16 protein-coding genes are annotated in these 16,011 nt (G+C 34.4%); 11 read left to right on the forward strand and 5 right to left on the reverse strand.

What is annotated here, in order from left to right; all coding sequences use genetic code 11:
- The first annotated feature begins 132 nt into the window (after positions 1–132).
- Entirely contained in the window at positions 133–660 is a 528-nt protein-coding gene (locus tag KYI10_00320) for a hypothetical protein (GenBank protein QYA32933.1), read from the forward strand.
- Positions 661–693: 33 nt separating this feature from the next.
- Complete coding sequence (locus KYI10_00325; protein QYA33856.1) at positions 694–1,866, forward strand: amidohydrolase; 1,173 nt, start codon at positions 694–696, stop codon at positions 1,864–1,866.
- A gap of 150 nt (positions 1,867–2,016) precedes the next feature.
- Here KYI10_00325 and KYI10_00330 read toward each other — a convergent pair whose 3' ends face one another.
- The 3 genes from KYI10_00330 to KYI10_00340 all read right to left on the reverse strand — a co-directional run bounded on the left by KYI10_00330 (position 2,017) and on the right by KYI10_00340 (position 4,421).
- Positions 2,017–2,394, reverse strand: a complete 378-nt coding sequence (locus tag KYI10_00330) for a DUF1722 domain-containing protein (GenBank protein QYA32934.1) — start codon at positions 2,392–2,394, stop codon at positions 2,017–2,019.
- Entirely contained in the window at positions 2,391–3,281 is an 891-nt protein-coding gene (locus KYI10_00335) for a TIGR01777 family oxidoreductase (protein QYA32935.1), read from the reverse strand. Before KYI10_00335 ends, KYI10_00330 begins: the two co-directional genes overlap by 4 nt.
- Before the next feature lie 147 nt (positions 3,282–3,428).
- Positions 3,429–4,421: a D-2-hydroxyacid dehydrogenase gene (locus tag KYI10_00340; protein ID QYA32936.1), complete on the reverse strand. Its 993-nt coding sequence runs from the start codon at positions 4,419–4,421 to the stop codon at positions 3,429–3,431.
- Between the two features lie 228 nt (positions 4,422–4,649).
- On the opposite strand from KYI10_00340, the gene KYI10_00345 reads away from it, so the two are divergent.
- The 4 genes from KYI10_00345 (at position 4,650) to KYI10_00360 (ending at position 6,540) form a co-directional block, all read left to right on the forward strand.
- Positions 4,650–4,844, forward strand: coding sequence for a hypothetical protein (locus KYI10_00345; GenBank protein ID QYA32937.1), 195 nt, complete (start codon positions 4,650–4,652; stop codon positions 4,842–4,844).
- Positions 4,845–4,908: 64 nt separating this feature from the next.
- Positions 4,909–5,256 carry a DoxX family protein gene (locus KYI10_00350; GenBank protein ID QYA32938.1) on the forward strand — a complete coding sequence of 116 codons (348 nt, stop codon included), beginning with the start codon at positions 4,909–4,911 and terminating at the stop codon, positions 5,254–5,256.
- Between the two features lie 430 nt (positions 5,257–5,686).
- The gene (locus KYI10_00355; GenBank protein ID QYA32939.1) at positions 5,687–5,980 is read left to right on the forward strand and encodes a HesB/YadR/YfhF family protein; all 294 of its coding nucleotides are present in this window, start codon (positions 5,687–5,689) and stop codon (positions 5,978–5,980) included.
- A gap of 20 nt (positions 5,981–6,000) precedes the next feature.
- Entirely contained in the window at positions 6,001–6,540 is a 540-nt protein-coding gene (locus KYI10_00360) for a hypothetical protein (GenBank protein ID QYA32940.1), read from the forward strand.
- Between the two features lie 46 nt (positions 6,541–6,586).
- Here KYI10_00360 and KYI10_00365 read toward each other — a convergent pair whose 3' ends face one another.
- Complete coding sequence (locus KYI10_00365) at positions 6,587–7,171, reverse strand: TetR/AcrR family transcriptional regulator (GenBank protein ID QYA32941.1); 585 nt, start codon at positions 7,169–7,171, stop codon at positions 6,587–6,589.
- 156 nt (positions 7,172–7,327) lie between these two features.
- Here KYI10_00365 and KYI10_00370 point away from each other — a divergent pair, with 156 nt between their 5' ends.
- The 5 genes from KYI10_00370 (at position 7,328) to KYI10_00390 (ending at position 15,397) form a co-directional block, all read left to right on the forward strand.
- Positions 7,328–9,097, forward strand: a complete 1,770-nt coding sequence (locus tag KYI10_00370) for an oleate hydratase (protein ID QYA32942.1) — start codon at positions 7,328–7,330, stop codon at positions 9,095–9,097.
- Positions 9,098–10,284: 1,187 nt separating this feature from the next.
- Positions 10,285–10,722, forward strand: a complete 438-nt coding sequence (locus tag KYI10_00375) for a MarR family transcriptional regulator (protein QYA32943.1) — start codon at positions 10,285–10,287, stop codon at positions 10,720–10,722.
- Between the two features lie 12 nt (positions 10,723–10,734).
- Positions 10,735–11,472, forward strand: coding sequence for a glucose 1-dehydrogenase (locus KYI10_00380; GenBank protein ID QYA32944.1), 738 nt, complete (start codon positions 10,735–10,737; stop codon positions 11,470–11,472).
- A gap of 346 nt (positions 11,473–11,818) precedes the next feature.
- Complete coding sequence (locus KYI10_00385) at positions 11,819–13,156, forward strand: sodium-dependent transporter (GenBank protein ID QYA32945.1); 1,338 nt, start codon at positions 11,819–11,821, stop codon at positions 13,154–13,156.
- A gap of 240 nt (positions 13,157–13,396) precedes the next feature.
- Positions 13,397–15,397, forward strand: a complete 2,001-nt coding sequence (locus tag KYI10_00390) for a catalase (protein QYA32946.1) — start codon at positions 13,397–13,399, stop codon at positions 15,395–15,397.
- A 76-nt stretch (positions 15,398–15,473) separates the two neighbouring features.
- On the opposite strand, the gene KYI10_00395 is transcribed toward KYI10_00390, so the two are convergent.
- Positions 15,474–15,956, reverse strand: coding sequence for a pyridoxamine 5'-phosphate oxidase family protein (locus tag KYI10_00395; GenBank protein ID QYA32947.1), 483 nt, complete (start codon positions 15,954–15,956; stop codon positions 15,474–15,476).
- Between the last annotated feature and the right edge of the window lie 55 nt (positions 15,957–16,011).

The following is a 16,011-nucleotide window of genomic DNA, read 5'->3' on the forward strand; positions in this document are numbered from 1 at the left end:
TATAAACCTCCACAATTTTTTAATATTAAAAGCATAACGTATTTATAATATTACGTATAATAATATGATTTAAAATATATTTCTAAAATAAGGGAATGATAGTGTAAACTAATGTTAAAGGAGTGGATGCATATGAACAACCAAAAAAAGCTAATAAGTTTTATAACCCTAATTGTAATCACAGCAGCGATTATACTATTGTGGCAATGGAATTATCAATACCCTGAATTGAGTAAAGCAGATATTAAGAAAATTGAAGGTAAGCATTATAAAGATACCGATGAATTGACTCGTCATCTTGCTCAATTAGACAACAAACAAATTGCTTCCAGTGCTACTACAAGCATTGTTGTAGAGGAGAAGGAACTCCCACTCGTCATTTTAAGTTCATTTTCTGGTGAAAGAAGTGATGCGACTTATAGAACATTTATTTATTTAATACCAGAGGGTGAAGGGTATAAAGCAGATGTACGAAAAAATGGTATAAGATTTAGTCCGGATATGAAACCTGTACTTGATGAGTTTAAATTTAACAACCATATTATCAAATCATATTTAGGACCAAAGTCGGATAACTTGATTGGAGAAGGTCAGTTAATTATGGATGACGGAAAAGATTTAGAATTTGTCGTTTATCCTGAAAAGGTTATTGGCAAGTAATGGTGTAATATCGTGAATGAAGGGGAGAGTATCGTGCATACGCGTTTAATTGAGAAGCTCGAACATAAAGAACAAAGGATGATAGAAATCAGGAGATACTTGCACGAAAATCCAGAACTTTCATATAAAGAAGATAATACAGCGGAATATATTACGAATTTTTATGAAGATATGGATGTTTCAGTTGAAACAAATATTGGTGGTTTAGGTATAAAGGTAACGATTGATAGTGGAATTCCGGGACGAACGATTGGTATTCGGGCAGACTTTGATGCACTCGCCATTCAAGAAGAAACTGGGCTGCCTTTCGCTTCGAATAATCCCGGCGTAATGCATGCATGTGGCCACGATGCCCATACGGCATATTTATTAGTACTAGCAGAAACATTCTATGAACTTAAAGATACATTGAAAGGCAAGATTGTTATTATTCATCAACCAGCAGAAGAAGTTCCGCCTGGTGGTGCGTTAGCGATGATTAATGACAATATACTTGATGAGATAGACCATATGATTGGCCTACACGTCATTTCAGATTTAGAAGCGGGTAAAGTATATTATCGTCCAGGGTATACACAAACAGGCAGTGCAGCCTTTAAACTCACAATTCAAGGGCGTGGCGGCCATGGCTCTTCGCCACATACAGCGAATGATGCGATTGTTGCTGCAAGTTACTATGTTAATGCGTTACAAACAATTGTATCAAGAAGATTGAGTCCGTTTGAAACGGGGGTTGTGACCATTGGCTCGTTCGAAGGACAAGGACAGTTTAATGTCATCAAGGATAGTGTATTGATACAAGGCGATGTCAGAGGACTGACAGATAATACGAAGAAAAAAATAGAAGAAGAAATTAAAAGGATTACATATGGACTAGAAGTCATGTACGGTGTGCAGTGTCATTTAGATTACTTGGATGATTATCCTGCACTATACAATGATCCAGAACTCACTGAAGCGGTAGCCAGAAGTATTAGAACCCACTTGCAGGATATCCCTATAGAGTTAACAGAACCACAGCCTTCTAGTGAAGATTTTGCGTATTATGCAAAAGAACGGCCATCCGCATTTATTTATGTTGGAGCAGCACCCGTAAATGGTGAAGTTTATCCTCATCATCATCCCAAATTTAATATCGATGAAAGTGCACTACTGATAGCTGCAAAATCAGTCGGTGTAGCTGTGCTTGATTATTTAGAAGCTTAAAATGGAATAAATACCTTATAGGCAAAAAGTATTGTCATACTTGAAAAGGCAATTTATTAATATACTCCTTATAAAGTAGACACTTAAAAGTGAAAGCTTTATAAGGAGCATAATTAATAACTCTATAGATTAAAGAAGAAATGTGAAACGTTAAGCCGCTTCCTTAAGAATAGAACTTTGTAATAAGTATGAGACACGATACCGAGTTGCCAGTAACAATAAATAGCTTTTAATGTCTCTATCGTTACGTGAAACATCAGTGAGAAGGCTGAAAAAATATGCTTTTTCCTCTTCAACAGCAATCTTTTTAAAATACCCCCACATATGTTCAAAGCTATTACGCATTGAACCTTCACTCGGCTGCATAGTGTAAGTCTCGGCAATAATGTCCTCTAATACCTGAGGTTCATCTAATCCATTATTCAGTTCTTGACGAATCAATAGATATTGTCTTTGACTAAAATACATAACTTTATATTTCTCTTGCTTCCATAATTGTTCTACTTGTTTGCGTGTTTCCTTATTCATGACTGCCTCAATAGATCTGATAGTGCAATTTTGACATTCGGATATGAAAATTTAAAACCATGAGCTAATAATTTTTCTGGTAATACTCTTTGACCTTTTGTCACCATGATCGACTGTTCGCCTAATAGAAGCTCGATTAATTTAGTTGGGGTAACAAAATAATGTGGACGATGAATCGTCTCAGCAATCACTTTTCCAAGCTGCTGCTGCGTTACAGGGTAGGGTGCAGTTAAATTATATATACCTGTCAAACGATGTTTATATATATAAAGTATTGCATCGACTAAATCATCCAGGTGAATCCATGAGTAAGGTTGTGTACCTTTACCTATAGGTCCCCCTGCAAATAATTGATAAGGCTTAATCATAAGCGGTAGTGCACCGCCTTTGTCGGAGAATATTACGCCGAAACGTACATAAGCAACATCAGCTCCATTTTGCTCTATTTTTTTGGCCTCTTTTTCCCATAGATGCACGGTTTCAGATAAGAAATCAAAGGGTGAAATCGTATCTTGTTCAGAATATACTGCTTCAATTGAAGGTGGATAATAACCCACCGCACTTGCAGAAATGAGTAGAGGTACACTTTGCATGTTATCGATGATAGGCAACAATTTCTTTGTAGACTCGATTCTGCTGATTTGTATCGCTTCTTTGTGTTCTTTCGTCCATCGTTGATTAAGAGAAGCTCCTGCTAAGTTGATGACGAGATCGACATCAGGAATATCCTGCTCATAATTTTCTTTGTCCCAATTAATATATGTGATATTGTCATGATTTTCTTTATCCGAACGTGTAAGGATATACACTTCATCTTCAGAAGAAAACTTTTGTTGTAAAGCGTTTCCGACAAGGCCGGTTCCACCAGTCATTAATATTTTAGTCATAACGCCACTCCCTTTTAAAATTGTATTTTATATACTTATACCCTTTTATTAATATTTTAATGAATAAAAATTCGGTAGTACGTATAGAATTAAAATTTAATGGCGCTCTGTGTATGAGCTAATGACATTCTAGGGATACGCTTCCATTTAATTTACTCGATTATCACAGCTACCTGTTTCAATGACTTGTTTTGCAGAATCAAGACCACCTTCTACTAAGTTCATTACGGCAGTTTCTGTATAAAAAGCGATATGCTGAGAGATGAGAACATCTTCACGCTGTATGAGTTCTAGCAGTACGTCATCTTCTACTGATTTATCGCTAAAGTCTTTCGGGAAATAAGGTGCTTCATTTTCATAAGTATCTAAGGCAGCAGCAGCTACTTTTCCTGAATTTAATGCATCCAGCAAGTCTTTAGTGTTTACAATCTTTCCTCGTGCAGTATTGACAATGAATACACCATCTTTCATTTTTGCAAATAATGACTTATCAAACATATACGTATTTTCCTTTGTAAGTGGCATATGTATTGAAATTAAATCTGCATTTCCAATTGCTTCTTCAAGTGAGTCTGTATATGTTAAGAATGCTTCTGCTTTTTCATTTGGATCTAAATCATAGCCGATGACTTTGGCACCAAAGCCATTAAATATTTGAGCTGCAATCGTACCGATTCTTCCAGTCCCAATAATGACAACAGTCATTGAACGGATTTCTTTACTGATGATAGATTTGTTCCAGGTAAAATCATGTTGCTTTACTTTATTTTGAATCTTTTCAGTATTTCTAATAATGTTCATGGCTGCAGTTACAGCATATTCTGCAATTGCATTTGGAGAATAACTAGGAACGTTCGATATGATTAGGTTGTGTGCAGTTGCTTTCTCAAGATTGAACATGTCGAAGCCAGCAGAACGCTGGGCAACTTGCTTTATACCTTGAGCTGCAATTTGTTCATAAATATCATCTTCAAAAGGTGCTGTCTGACTTGTTGATAGTCCGTCGTATTCTTCTAATAAATGTACGTTCTCTAAAGTTAACGGACCAGGGTTAAAAGTAACTTCTACATTGTTCTTCTCGGCCCAGCTTAATGCCGCCTTTTTTTCGTCTTCTCTCGTCCCAAACATGATTAATTTCATTGCGCATCGCTCCTGTTCATATTGTTATGTATGTCATATGTGCATGAATAATTATATTGTACCTATATTGCTTTCATTACTCATGGCAAATGCTTAAATTGTTTGATTATTTAAATTATTTTTTAAAATTGATGATATGCAGTAATCTTTGCATTCAAGATAAGTCCGAAACCTGTAAGTGTGAAGACTGGTGCTGCAAAGTTCACCAACATGTGTGCAATATGGACAATGAGACTGAAAATTAATGGTTTCTTTCTGCCTGTTGTAGCGGATGCTATCGGAACTGCAATATTTATTACGATAATGAATTTGTCAGTACAATCGGGAATACAAATGAATATTACTTATATAAGCATGTTCATACTTTCATTATTTGGATTAGTATTATCTTTACGCTATCCCAAAAATGAAAAATCAGTCTAATGGACTATAGATATATTAAATATATTATAGTATATTTAATATATTAAATTTAGGAGGCAATAAAATGCATAAACATATTGTAAATGGATACGTAGCAAAAGACATTCTCAAAAGTAGTTTACCGAAAGTGAAAAATGATGAGGCGATGGCTCAGCAATTCAAAGAAGGATTCAACCTATCTCCGAGTATGATGAAAGTCGCAGGATACTTTGAATTAATCGGTTCAATCTTCTTGATGTTATCTGTATTTAATAAAAAATTTGCAAGAATCGGTGCAATGCTAATCAATGTTATTATGTTAGGTGCAATGTATAACCACCTAAAAGCAGGTCATGGAGTAAAATCATTAAGCGCGGCAGGTAAGTACTTTGGTTTAAATATGGTTACATTATTTGATTCTTTTAGAAAATAATGTTTAACGTTGATAGATGCCCTTAGATTAGTGTCTATCAATCAAAATAAGCATGGAATTACAGTTATTTTCACAAAGTGGATGAGTAGATATAGGACATCTTCACAGGTCAAATTGGTAATTGTCAAGTAAGCTTGCTGGTCAGAACAATATTGAACTAGGTAATATTGTCACATTTGAAACACCACAATAAATAAAGCCCGAATGATGCTAGTAAATGGTGAACATTTACATCGTCATTCGGGCTTGTTTTTCATATTGTTCCACTAATTTCTTTATATGTGATATGTTTATTATACTATTTATATGCTGGAAAATAGATGATCGATTTGATTTCTATTGTTCGCAGTTTCGTATGAATCGTTTAAAGATTATCTTGAATGATAAAGTTGTAAAATATTTGCAATAAACAATAGATAGGAGAATAATTATGAATATATATATAACGGACAAAGCTAATCAATGGTTCAAAGAAGAAGTAGGACTAGGATCAGGTGACAAAGTTAGATTTTACAGTAAAATCTATGGATCCAGTAAAGTTCAGGAGAATTACTCGCTAGCTTTTACTATAGATGCAGATGATGATAAAGCAGTGACAGCTATTACTGCAGATGGCATAGTATATTATGTGAATGAGCCAGATTTATGGTTTTTTGATGGTCATGATTTATATATTGAGTACGATGAACAACTTGAAGAAGTTGCATACGATTATAAAAAATAATGCACTTGAGGTGAAGTACATTGTATCTATTAGAAATAACGGAACAAAGTTATAGGCAAGTGGTTGGTGTGTTTGACAAGGAATCAGATATTGAGCAATGGATCGCCTCGGTTCCTTTCATAAAAATGGATAAATACGGGAACACGGTGTTATTATATGACGAAATTCCTGCCTATTACGAAGTTAAGTTTGGTGGAAGTATCTATCCATTTACTCGCTATGCTTTTACAGGGGAGGACACGATCTATGTTGTATGGAACGAAATTGCTCATATTAATACGACTCAAGGGCTTGTGAATGGAACATCAAAGGTTGGCGTTTACATTTATGAAAATACAGAAATTAGACAAGCAGTTAATTCACGTGAAACTTTGAAAAAGGAGTTAGCGACATATTATGATGCACGAGATACTTCTTACTATTTCGGAGGCATTGGATCAGAAGATGGAGAGTATATTAATATTGAAAATGGACCATTTATCCATTTTGCTCCAATGACAATAGAGCATTATGAAAGCTCAGAAAATATAGAGACATTTATTAAAGAGATTACAAATTAATTTATATCGATTAAAGAACTAGGAGAATACTTCCTAGTTCTTTATTTTACTTTTGAAATCTCATTTTGCTCCAGAATTGGTTTAACATTTCTTCTAGTGAACTAGACAGGTGATCGACATTGTTGCCGCCTGCTTGTAACCAGTTAAATATAATGCGCATTATACCCCCAGCGGAAAACTCTGCAAGCAGATTGATGTCTTGGTTAAAAACATAGCCGTTTTCCATCTCACGATTTAAATGAGATTCAATAATTAAATAAAGTTGTTTATAAATAATCATTGAGATGACACCATAGATTTCACTGCATATTACAGATTTTGCAAGCGATTTATTTTGGTCTAAAAATAATAATACATCGTGAATCATAGCAGCATAAAATTTTTCAGGATGATAGTGATTGTAATGTACATCATTTTTTTCATTATAAATGTTGAGGAGATGAATGATTGTACATTGATAAAAATCATATTTATCTTCGTAATGACGATAAAATGTAGAACGTCTGACTAATGCCTTTTCACAAATTTCGTTAATGGTGATGGAATCAAAATCTTTAGCATTTCCTAATTCAAGTAGTGCATTCCGTAACGCCTGTTCAGTCTTGATAACTCTTAAGTCTTTTTTATCCATATGTACACCTTCTTTTGAGACATATTTATACATAATGTCACATAAGTGACAAAACTATTTATAAAATTCTCTGAATATGAAAAATAATGCGATAGAGTAATGAATATAAAGCAAGCATGCAACTTTAAATTATATATATCGAATGGAGTGGTATTTATGTATTATAGTAATGGAAACTATGAAGCATTTGCAAGTCCGAAAAAGCCAGAAGGGGTAGATAATAAGTCTGCATACTTAGTTGGTTCTGGTATAGCGTCATTAGCAGCAGCGAGTTTTTTAATACGAGACGGGCGAATGAAAGGTGAAAATATCCATATATTAGAAGAGCTTGATCTTCCTGGAGGAAGTTTGGATGGAATATTGAATCCTGAACGTGGCTATATAATGCGTGGCGGTCGTGAAATGGAGAATCATTTTGAATGTTTATGGGATTTATTCCGTTCGGTGCCATCATTGGAAGTCGAAGATGCTTCTGTCCTTGATGAATTCTACTGGTTAAATAAAGAAGATCCAAACTATTCGAAGTGCCGCGTAATAGAAAATCGTGGACAACGCCTAGAATCAGATGGAAAAATGACTCTAACAAAAAAAGCGAATAAAGAAATCGTCGAGCTTTGCTTAATGAAAGAAGAACAGCTGAATGATGTGAAGATATCTGATGTCTTCAGTAAAGACTTCTTAGACTCAAATTTCTGGATTTACTGGAAAACGATGTTTGCATTCGAACCTTGGCATTCTGCTATGGAGATGCGTCGATATTTAATGCGTTTTATCCATCATATTGGTGGACTTGCAGACTTTTCAGCTCTAAAATTTACGAAGTTCAATCAATTTGAATCACTTGTTATGCCTTTGATCGAGCATCTTAAAGCGAACAATGTAACATTTGAATATGGTGTAACCGTTAAGAATATACAAGTTGAATGTTCAAAAGAGTCAAAAGTTGCAAAGGCAATAGACATCGTGCGTAAAGGTAATGAAGAATCAATTCCTTTAACAGAAAATGATTTAGTATTTGTAACAAATGGCAGCATCACTGAAAGTACTACTTATGGAGATAACGATACACCTGCCCCACCTACAACAAAACCTGGAGGTGCATGGCAATTATGGGAAAATTTAAGTGCACAATGTGATGAGTTCGGTAATCCGTCTAAATTCTATAAAGATTTACCAGAGAAAAGTTGGTTCGTTTCTGCTACAGCAACAACAAATAATAAAAAAGTTATAGATTATATTCAAAAAATTTGTAAACGTGATCCATTATCAGGCCGTACAGTAACTGGTGGTATCGTTACTGTAGATGATTCAAAGTGGCAGTTAAGCTTTACGTTAAACCGACAACAGCAGTTTAAAAATCAACCGGATGATCAAGTGAGTGTGTGGATTTACGCACTTTATTCAGATGAACGTGGAGAACGTACGAATAAAACAATTGTTGAGTGTTCTGGTAAAGAAATTTGTGAAGAATGGCTTTATCATATGGGTGTTCCTGAAGAAGAAATTTCAGCACTAGCAGCAGAATGTAATACAATTCCAAGCTATATGCCGTACATTACTGCTTACTTTATGCCACGTAAAGAAGGAGACCGTCCTTTAGTAGTACCACATGGTTCAAAGAATATTGCATTTATAGGTAACTTTGCAGAAACAGAAAGAGATACCGTATTTACAACAGAATATTCAGTAAGAACTGCTATGGAAGCGGTGTATAAACTTCTAGAAGTAGACCGTGGAGTGCCTGAAGTATTCGCTTCAGTATACGATGTGAGAATTTTATTACATGCGTTATCTGTACTGAATGATGGCAAGAAACTAGATGAAATTGATATGCCATTCTATGAAAGATTGGTAGAAAAACGCTTATTGAAGAAAGCATCTGGTACATTCATTGAAGAATTATTAGAAGAAGCTAAATTAATATAATAGATTTTTATCGTTTGATATCTCTAGTGAAAACTGGTTTCATTACAGTGATTATAAAAATGGGTAAGCATCTATGAGGGTTTCCTTGGTATGTTTGCTATTGAGATCATAATATGAAACTCTGTATAACATCTTTTAACGAGGCCTAAAGTAATAGGCCTCTATTTATTTTGTTTGGAGAACGCACTTTCATATTCCTATAAGTTTATAAATAATCTGTTGTGAAATTTATAATCATTTGTTGCTATTTGAATATAATCAATACCTGAAATAGAAGATATATTTCAATCGTATAGAATAGATGCCAATCTGTTCATTCAATCAATTGACGATGTATAGTTTACGAAGAAGAACGCAGATTATTTATTAGAAACTGTTAAAGTGCATGTTCAAGACTTTGAAATGCCGACACCAGCATAATTAAGTAAACTATTTAGTAAAATGAAGAAACAAAAAACTCTTGATATCAATGCGATTATGCTGAAGAAACATCTTGCCTTGAATGTAATGATGTATCGACGAATAGAAAATATATTGTATATAAAAATAAAACGGATCAGTTTGAAGATATTTATAGTGAAATTTCAACGAATAAAGTGAAAGGGTTCTGTAATATATGTAATGCGGAATTAGACGTTGTGCTAGTTTTAAATAAAACGAAACATAATAAGAGTGATGAGACTTACACGAAGAAAGGGGATTGTATTTGTCACAATACTGTGAAGTGTAACCAAAACTTAGACAATGTAGAAGATTTTATGAATTTGTTGCGCGTACGAAATAATTAGCTAATTAAAAATGGTTGAATTTATAGTCGGAGTACATAATGTATGCTTCGGTTATTGTTTGTCTTTGTTGTAGAGATTGAGGAGTTGTTCATTTTGTTTAATATTCTCATCTTTATTTCCGATTGTCTTATAAATATCCATGAATACCAGGTGAATTTAAGATAGGTTACATTAAAGGCGCAAAGAATGTGCCACTAAATTACATTGAGAATTACAAAGGCACAGAAAATATATATGATTTACCAATCAGGTATGAGAGGTAAGCGTGCAGTAACAAGGAGTAGATGTAATTAACGTAAGAGGTGGGCAAGTATCTTTATTTTTGAGTATTTTAATTTACTATTAAATAGTTTAGTGTTAAATTATTTAATAATAAATTAATGATATAGAGGTGTATATATGGAAGAATCTAACTTCTTCAGACTTGTTCATGATGGGAATCAACTTAGCTATAAGATGATATCGTTATTTTTAAAGCACTTTGACCATAAACTTAACATTTCCCAAGTAATATTACTCGAATATATTAAGCGAAATGGTCATGCAAAGCCTTCAGACATTGCAAAAGCATTAGGTTTTACATATGGTGCAATTACGACAATGACAAACAAGCTTGTAGAAATGGAATATGTCGTGCGTATTAATCATTCAGGTGACAGACGTGTCGTAATGCTCAATATAACTGAAACAGGTTTGAAAGTGTTGGAAGAAGCAGAAAGTGTTGGAAAGCAAGTACGTAATGCAGTATATGATATATTATCTGAAGAAGAACTTAAACAAATGAAACAGATTCAGGAAAAATTATTAAATCATGTAGCATCAATCAAAACATTGTAAGGAGGAAATAAAATGGAACGTTTAAAAGACAAAGTAATTATTATTACGGGTGCAGCTCAGGGTATGGGGAAAGTGCATGCAGAGCGTGCAATTGCAGAAGGCGCTAAAGTAGTGATTACAGATATAAATGAGGAAAAGGGGCAAGCTGTAGCAGTGACATTAGGCTCAGATGCATTGTTTATCAAACATAATGTTGTAAGTGAATCAGATTGGGAAAATGTTGTACAGACGACACTTGAATATTGGGGTAAGATTGATGTGCTTGTTAATAATGCTGGTATTACATATAATATGAAAATTGAAGAAATTACTTTAGATGACTATATGAAGATTGTAAATATTAATCAAGTTTCTGTGTTCTTAGGTATTAAGTCAGTAACCGCAACTATGAAAGCTCAAAATTCAGGTGCGATTATTAATATATCATCTATGAATGGTCTTGCCGGCGGCGCAATTGGATATACAGATACGAAGTTTGCGGTAAGAGGTATGACAAAGGCAGCAGCAAGAGAATTATCACCGTTTAATATTACAGTAAACTCTGTGCACCCTGGTGTTATTCATACACCGATGCTTGAACAACCTGGCGTAAAAGAAGCGGTGGATAAATTTAAACAAATGATTCCAATGCGTCGTGTAGCGCAAGCTGAAGAAGTTTCAAATATGATCATATTCTTGGCATCAGATGAAGCAAGATATTCAACAGGCTCAGAATTTGTCATTGACGGTGGTGTAACAGCCACTGTTTAGAAGAAATTTTGATAAAATTGTTTGATTTACTTCCATCTCAGGTGGCTAACTTGATTATAAATATCGCACAGAATTTTCAGAAAATAAATTGACATAAAAAATGAAATCTGATAATATTAAATCAATTCAACGCTAAAGGAGTTAGTATTATGACAAACACAAAGCTACAGTTAAATAATTGGTGGCAGCTGTCCTGATACTTATAACCGTCATAGGTATAAGTATCTATGACGGCTTCCTTAGCATTCGCTTAAGAGGCCGATGTATGAGCGGTCTCTATACTTAAGAGATCGTGTGTACACACGGTCTCTTTTTTATTTTTATATTTATTTTAGGAGGGATTTATATGGAGAGGCAATCAGGTTTCACATCAAAATTAGGTTTTATACTAGCAAGTGCAGGTTCAGCGATAGGGTTGGGGGCGATGTGGAAATTCCCTTATGTGATGGCTGATAATGGAGGAGCAGCATTCCTTATTTTGTTTATCATTTTCACTTTATTTATTGGATTACCAATATTAATGAGTGAATTTGTGATGGGCGTCGCTGGGGAGACTTATAGTACACGAGCATTTAGTAAGTTATCTGGTAAGAAGAAGTATGATTTAATCGGCTATCTTGGTAATATCGGGGTATTTTTATTAATGAGTTTTTACAGCGTTATCGGCGGCTTCATCTTAATATATATTATTCGTACGATAAAAGTGATTTTTACTGGAGATGCGACCAAAGATTATACAGTGTTATTTGGTAGTATCATATCAAATCCATTGAATACAATTGCAGGGGTTATTTTGTTCCTGGCATTAACGGGCATTATTGTTATTAAAGGGGTGCAAAATGGTATTGAACGTGTCTCTAAGTTTATGATGCCGATGTTATTTGTAATGTTTCTCATTATGATCATTCGATCAATAACATTACCAAATGCGATGGAAGGTGTATCATTCTTTTTAAATCCAGACTTTAATAAACTAGATCAAGAAGCCGTTTTATTTGCGTTAGGACAATCGTTCTTCTCTTTATCTGTAGGGTTTGGGGGGATGTTGACTTATGCTTCTTATATGAAAAAAGGAACTGATCTTGTGCAAGCAGGAGGATATATTGTATTACTTAACATTTTAGTAACGTTATTAGCGGGATTGGCGATATTTCCAGCCACGGCATCTTTGGGCATAGATAATGCACAAGGCCCAGGTTTACTCTTTATCGTGTTACCTTATGTCTTTAATCAGCTACCATTTGGTTCGATGTTCTATTTAATTTTTTTATTGCTATTTTTCTTTGCAACAATTACGTCATCCATCAATCTTGTAGAAATCAATGTTTCAAATATGACAAAGAATGATAATACGAAACGTCTGAAGTCTGTTCTTGTGATTATTTTAGGTATCTTCATTGTAAGTATTCCATGCGCACTATCATTTGGACCGATAAGTGACATGAAGTTCCTAAAAGGAACATTCTTTGATAATATGGACTTCCTTGTATCCAATATCATGTTACCAATTGGTGTATTATGCTATACGTTGTTCTCAGGTTACGTATTAGATAAAAAGATAATGAAAGCATACTTCGTCCAGAAGCCATATCAGAATAAACTGTTTAATGTATGGATCATATTACTGCGATATGTTATTCCACTGGTCATATTATTGGTGATTATCAATCAATTGGTGCAGTAAATGCTTAGCCATTTCTTTATGTAAGTTGAACGATGATATAACGTTTCGTTTCTTCTTGGCACGACCGCTAGACATAAGGTAACCAGCTTCTTAAATAGTTTTTTATTGGTTTATTCTCTGAAATTTCATTTCAGAGAATATTTTTGTGCATTATTTTGCTTAATATTAGTATTCCTTAATGTTTTGAATGCATTAAATAGGGAATTGTCAAATGTATAAAAACTTATAGGGGGAACGATAATGACTAATAAAAAAGATGAGCAATTAGAAGCATTTCGTAGAGACCACTCAGAAGATACTGCACTTACGACAAACCAAGGATTAAAGATGGCAGAAGATGAATTCTCGCTTAAAGCTGGAGAACGTGGACCAACCTTATTAGAGGACTTCCATTTCAGAGAAAAAATGACGCATTTTGACCATGAAAGAATTCCTGAAAGAATTGTACATGCTCGTGGCTATGGTGCACATGGAGAATTTGAAGTATATGAAGATTTAAGTAATTATACTAAAGCGAAATTTTTAACAGATACATCTAAAAAGACACCTGTATTTGTACGTTTTTCGACAGTGCAAGGTTCTAAAGGATCAAATGATACAGTACGTGATGCACGCGGATTTGCGACTAAATTCTATACTGAAGAAGGGAATTATGATTTAGTAGGTAACAATATTCCTGTATTCTTTATTCAGGATGCAATCAAATTCCCGGACTTAGTACACGCAATAAAACCAGAACCACATAATGAAATTCCTCAAGGTGGAACAGCTCACGACACGTTTTGGGATTTCTTTGCACAAAACCCCGAGTCAACACATATGACGATGTGGACGATGAGTGATAGAGGCCTTCCGAAGAGCTTCCGTACAATGGAAGGGTTCGGTGTGCATACATTCCGTTTAATCAATAAAGAAGAAAAGTCACACTTTGTGAAATTTCATTGGAAACCTCTACTCGGCACACATTCTTTAGTATGGGATGAAGCGCAAATTATCGCGGGGAAAAACTCTGACTTTAACCGTGAAGATTTATATGAATCAATCGAAAAAGGTGACTATCCAGAATGGGAATTAGGACTACAAATTATTTCAGAAGAAGATGAATTTAAGTTTGATTTCGATATATTAGATCCAACGAAATTATGGCCAGAAGAAGAAGTGCCAGTTAAACGTGTGGGTAAAATGACTTTAAATCGCAATGTAGATAATGTCTTTGCAGAAACAGAGCAAGTTGCATTCCATCCAGGACATCTTGTACCGGGAATTGACTTTAGTAACGATCCATTATTACAAGGGCGATTATTCTCATATACTGATACACAGTTATCTCGTTTAGGTGGACCAAACTTCCACCAAATTCCTATCAACAGACCTGTATGCCCATTTGCGAATAATCAACGTGATGGTATGCACCAATCATTTGTGCATAAAGGACAAACATCCTACCATAAGAATGCAATCAATAATAATAATCCCCATACGACACCCGTTGAAGAAGGTGGATTTGAATCTTACCATGAGAAGATTGATGCACATAAAGTGCGTGCCAGAAGTGAAAGTTTTAAAGATCACTACTCACAAGCAAAGTTATACTATAATAGCTTAACGCAGCCTGAAAAAGAGCATCTAAGAGATGGATTTGCTTTTGAATTAGGTAAATGTAAGCATGATTTCGTTAAAGAAAATGCAATTGCTAATATTAATAAAGTAGATAAAGACTTAGCGACTCAAATTGCAGATAAAATTGGCGTTCAAGCCCCTACAACAGATGAAGAAGTGAAATCAGATAAGAAATCACCGGCACTTAGCATGGAAAACACAATTAAGAAGTTAGACACATTATCTGTCGCTATTATAGTTACTGCAAGTTCAAAAGAAGCAGAGATTAAAGACATCGTGCAAAACTTAAGCGATAACAAGGTTAATTTTAAACTTGTTGCTGAGAAAGCAATGACAATTGGAGCATTTAAAGTATCTGAGACATTTGATACAGTGCACTCTACATTCTTTGACGGTATTATCGTACTGGATGCAAAAGTACCCCTCTTGCCACCAGCGAAAGACTATATTGAAGCAGCAAATCGCCACTTTAAGACAATTGGTTTTAGTAAACAAGCTGAAGCAGCAATCGATGCAACATCTGTGAAAAAAGATGAGCCAGGTATCATTGAAATTGATGCCTCTGCAAACAATTATCTTGATGCATTAGTAAAACAAAGACATTGGGATAGACAACCATAAATTAAAGACCTCTACGTGAGGTCTTTTTAATTTTGAATTTAAAAAACACAGTAGAGCAATCTACTGTGTTTACATATTATTTAAGATTAAGTGATTCATTCAATGAACTGTTTTCTCTACTACCTTTTTCTTTGGAAAAAAGTGATTTAATGCCTTCAACAACAGTTTTCACTGATTCATCTGTTGCCCAGTATTCAGCAGTTTCTGGAACTACTTTGATAAGCACGACATTTGGATCTTCAGGATTTGTTTTTAAGAAAGCTTCTATTCCTTTACTCCAGTATTCTTTAATCTTGTCGTTGTCATTTACGATAAAGGCATTTCCTGAGATTGATACATATCCTTTATTAGCGAATGATAAGTTCACACGATTATCTTGCTCAATTTCTTCAGTTTTTTCAGTGCGTGTTGACATAAACCAAATATCCCCATTCGCATCTACATCTTGATAACTCATTGGTCGTGAAACGAGTTTATTATCTTGAATGGTTGTCATCATTGCAATATCATTCTTTTCAATCAGTTCAAATAACTTATCATAGATTTCTTTTTGATTCATATTATCGCCTCCATTATCTTTATATATTATAATTACCCTTAAGATTAGTACTTTA

The sequence above is a fragment of the Macrococcus sp. 19Msa1099 genome (assembly GCA_019357535.2).
Taxonomy (GTDB): domain Bacteria; phylum Bacillota; class Bacilli; order Staphylococcales; family Staphylococcaceae; genus Macrococcoides; species Macrococcoides psychrotolerans.

Bases quoted from the DNA above. Each gene is read 5' to 3' on its own strand.
- KYI10_00335 (QYA32935.1), bottom strand. From the start codon at position 3,281: ATGACTAAAATATTAATGACTGGTGGAACCGGCCTTGTCGGAAACGCT.
- KYI10_00370 (QYA32942.1), top strand. From the start codon at position 7,328: ATGTATTATAGTAATGGAAACTATGAAGCATTTGCAAGTCCGAAAAAG.
- KYI10_00330 (QYA32934.1), bottom strand. From the start codon at position 2,394: ATGAATAAGGAAACACGCAAACAAGTAGAACAATTATGGAAGCAAGAG.
- KYI10_00380 (QYA32944.1), top strand. From the start codon at position 10,735: ATGGAACGTTTAAAAGACAAAGTAATTATTATTACGGGTGCAGCTCAG.
- KYI10_00320 (QYA32933.1), top strand. From the start codon at position 133: ATGAACAACCAAAAAAAGCTAATAAGTTTTATAACCCTAATTGTAATC.
- KYI10_00340 (QYA32936.1), bottom strand. From the start codon at position 4,421: ATGAAATTAATCATGTTTGGGACGAGAGAAGACGAAAAAAAGGCGGCA.
- KYI10_00395 (QYA32947.1), bottom strand. From the start codon at position 15,956: ATGAATCAAAAAGAAATCTATGATAAGTTATTTGAACTGATTGAAAAG.
- KYI10_00375 (QYA32943.1), top strand. From the start codon at position 10,285: ATGGAAGAATCTAACTTCTTCAGACTTGTTCATGATGGGAATCAACTT.
- KYI10_00350 (QYA32938.1), top strand. From the start codon at position 4,909: ATGCATAAACATATTGTAAATGGATACGTAGCAAAAGACATTCTCAAA.
- KYI10_00365 (QYA32941.1), bottom strand. From the start codon at position 7,171: ATGGATAAAAAAGACTTAAGAGTTATCAAGACTGAACAGGCGTTACGG.
- KYI10_00345 (QYA32937.1), top strand. From the start codon at position 4,650: ATGAGACTGAAAATTAATGGTTTCTTTCTGCCTGTTGTAGCGGATGCT.
- KYI10_00385 (QYA32945.1), top strand. From the start codon at position 11,819: ATGGAGAGGCAATCAGGTTTCACATCAAAATTAGGTTTTATACTAGCA.
- KYI10_00355 (QYA32939.1), top strand. From the start codon at position 5,687: ATGAATATATATATAACGGACAAAGCTAATCAATGGTTCAAAGAAGAA.
- KYI10_00390 (QYA32946.1), top strand. From the start codon at position 13,397: ATGACTAATAAAAAAGATGAGCAATTAGAAGCATTTCGTAGAGACCAC.